This is a genomic window from Inquilinus limosus MP06 (genome assembly GCF_000767795.1).
GTDB lineage: Bacteria > Pseudomonadota > Alphaproteobacteria > DSM-16000 > Inquilinaceae > Inquilinus > Inquilinus limosus_E.
Genome location: NZ_JANX01000685.1, coordinates 1 through 2,923 on the forward strand (window position 1 = coordinate 1; position 2,923 = coordinate 2,923).

Annotated in this window: 4 protein-coding genes; 2 read left to right on the forward strand and 2 right to left on the reverse strand. The window is 68.8% G+C overall.

Annotated features, from left to right (window positions below):
- Nucleotides 1-148: 148 nt before the first annotated feature.
- Both P409_RS30820 and P409_RS38385 read right to left on the reverse strand, forming a co-directional pair.
- Nucleotides 149-1,087 (reverse strand): SctD/MshK family protein, encoded by a 939-nt coding sequence (locus tag P409_RS30820; protein ID WP_034847456.1) that lies wholly within the window; start codon nt 1,085-1,087, stop codon nt 149-151.
- A gap of 163 nt (nt 1,088-1,250) precedes the next feature.
- The gene (locus P409_RS38385; protein ID WP_152613639.1) at nt 1,251-1,559 is read right to left on the reverse strand and encodes a hypothetical protein; all 309 of its coding nucleotides are present in this window, start codon (nt 1,557-1,559) and stop codon (nt 1,251-1,253) included.
- A gap of 447 nt (nt 1,560-2,006) precedes the next feature.
- On the opposite strand from P409_RS38385, the gene P409_RS30825 reads away from it, so the two are divergent.
- Together P409_RS30825 and P409_RS30830 are read left to right on the forward strand one after the other, a co-directional pair.
- Entirely contained in the window at nt 2,007-2,624 is a 618-nt protein-coding gene (locus P409_RS30825) for a secretin N-terminal domain-containing protein (RefSeq protein ID WP_152613640.1), read from the forward strand.
- 54 nt (nt 2,625-2,678) lie between these two features.
- Nucleotides 2,679-2,923, forward strand: a 245-nt coding sequence (locus P409_RS30830) for a hypothetical protein (RefSeq protein WP_034847458.1), incomplete at its 3' end; no start/stop codon positions are given.

Sequence of the window (2,923 nt, forward strand, 5' to 3'; positions counted from 1 at the left end):
CCGGCCCGGCGGGGCGCCGGCATGCCGATCGGGGGAACCGGCCGGCCGGCGATGCCGTCGGGCTGCGGGCCGGGCCTGACGCCGTCGAGCGGCGTCGGTGCGGGACTGGATCGTCGTCATCTCGCTTCCCCCTTCCCCGACGTCGCGCTCACGGCTTGGCGGGGTCGGTCAGGACCATCACGAAGCTCTGCCCGGTCCGGCTGCGCAGGGTGACGGCGTCGGACCGGATCTTGTCGACCGACCAGCCGCCGCCGAGATCCGCCCCTTCGAAATATTTCGAGCCGGTGTGGGTGATCAGATAGGGGTTGTCGCCGGTCCACACCGCCTGGATCACGATCTCGGGCGCGCCGCTGGCGGCCCCGGTCGCCACCTCGGACGCCAGCAGGGCGGAGGAGGCGAAGGTGCGGTCGAACCAGGCCTGGATCTCGCGCCACTGCGCCATCTCCTCGGCCGACAGCCGGCCGGTGGCGACGATGCGGCTGCCCTTCGCGGTTAGGGTGACGCTGTCGAGATGCGCTGCGTCGATCCGCGACTGCAGCTCCTCCTGCGGCGTCTGCTGCCGCGGCACCACCGGCGCCAGCATGGCGGTCTGCGCCGCGGGCTTGCCGGCGTCGGCCATGGCGGCCTGCTCCGGCGCCCGGCCCTCGGAGCCTTCGCCGGAACCGCCGGACGGCAGCGCGATCCCGGACAGGCCGCCGAGGATCACGAGCAGCGCGGCGGTGACCGTGACGGCCCGGAACCGTGGTCCGCCGACGGACGCCTCCACCGGGCTGCGCAGCACGATGCGGGAGGATCCGAGCGTCAGTTCGGCCGGGAGCGGCAAGGTCACGGCCCCACCGGGCTCGGTCGTTCCAGCCCGTCCCGGCACGGTGACGGCGCCGGCCAGGGGCTCGACCCGCACGCGGCTGCGGCCGATATCGATCAGGGCATGGACCGGAGCCAGCGCCTCGTCGGCGAGAACGATGTCGGAGTCGAGCGCGCTGCCGACCCGGTAGGCGGCAGGCGTCAGCTTCTGGACGGTACCGGCGTTCGGCCCTTCGACCACGAAAAGGGTGACCGAGGGCGATTGCCCGAAGAGCCGGTGCATCGGCCCTTGAAGAGGACTGTCAGAGACAAGCGCCTTGACTTTCGAGAGCATGGCCCCACCCCACGCGGCGCCCCGATCAGTGGCGAAAACGAGCGCGGCCGAGGCCGGCCGCGCTCGCCATACTGACAGCGTTGAAGCTCAGGAACCGGACGACGGTCCGGGCTCAGCCCTTGCGGGCCGCTTCCTGGAGCGCCTGGGCCCATTTGTCGACCTTGCTCGACTTCTGGTTTTCCCAAGCGGAGTCGATGGAGTCCTGGGCGTTCTGCTTACGGATCTCCGCCATCTGCGCCTTCATATCGGCGACTGGATCGCTACCGGACGTCGAGGCCATTTCAAGATCTCCCCTTTGCGAATTCAGGATCTTGGGACTGCGAAACCACGGCAAATGAGAGCGCCAAGCCCTTGGATAAAAGCCTATCTGCCGATCCACCCCGGCATCAGGCATCGTTACATCGCCGACCGCCTGCTTCATTCAAAGCCATACGGCCTGCCCGGACCACGGGCCCACTTCGCCGCTCGATACAACAACGGCACTATCCCGCAAAATCCTGTCAGGTCAAGCAATTCGAAACCCAAAGTCCCGGATTCACGCCATTTGGCCGGCAAGAAAAACTTTAACAAAAGACGCGGAACCTGCCGCTCCATCTAAGCGTTTAGGTTTGCCCTGCATCTGCAGCCGCCGCCCTCCGATTCGGCCGGAGGGGCGGTTCGATTGGCTTTTGCACCATCGGCTATGCAGGGTTATAAACGAGGGGTGGGACACGGGCAGCGGTCCCGGCCGAATCGGCAGGACGTCTTGATGCAGGTGGGGATGGCAGTCAGGACCAACGCGATCACAGGAATGTTGTCCGCCAGATTCCGGCGGAACGCGGCCGTGCTCGCCCTGGCTTCCGGGCTTCCCCTGGCCGCCGGAACGGCCTTGGCGCAACAGCCGCCGGTCGCGGCGGTGGCCCCGGCCCCCAGGATCGTCGCGACACCGCCCGCCGGTGCCATGCCGCAGATCGCGGCACCGGCCGTCACGACCGATGCGGCCGCGGCCCAGGGCCGCCGCGCTCTGCCCTGGCCGGACAAGCCCTATCCCTATGTCGTGCTGGACCAGGATGTCCGCGACGTGCTGGCCGCCTTCGGCAGCAACCTCGACGTCCCGGTCAAGGTCAGCGATAAGGTCTCCGGCCGGGTGCGCGGCCGCCTGCCGGAGCTGTCGCCGCAGAAGCTGCTCGACCACCTCGCCGCCAGCTTCGGCCTGCAATGGTACTATGACGGCCAGGTGTTGTACGTCACCACGGTCGAGGAGGCGGTGTCGGAGATGCTGCCGCTCGGCCCGATCCGGTTCGAGGAGTTGCAGGCGTCGCTGGCCAGCCTGAAGCTCGACGACCCCCGGTTTCCGCCGCGGCCGCTGGCCAGCGCCAATGTCGCGCTGGTCTCCGGCCCGCCCCGCTACGTCGCCCTGGTCAAGGAGACCATGCAGGCGCTGCAGCAGGCCTACCAGTTCCAGACCACGATCGTGCGCGGCCGCACCGGGAAGCCCGGATCATGACGCCGCGCCGCCGCCCCATCGACCAGACCCGTTTCCCGAGCCGAGGCTGATCCCATGGTTGTCATCTCGCCCTCCGTTCTCCAGGCGCCGGCGCTGATCGAACCCAAGGCCGCGATCACGCCCGTGGCCCTGCCGCTGGACCAGAAGGCCGCCAATGTCTTCGACTACGCCCTGCCGCTGCAGCCGGCGCACAGATCGGTGGCCGACTATGCCCCCAGCCTGAAGGCCAAGCTGCTGGCCAACCCGGCGGCGATGGGCGACCAGCTGCTCAACTCGCTGCAGCGGTTCCACAAGGACAC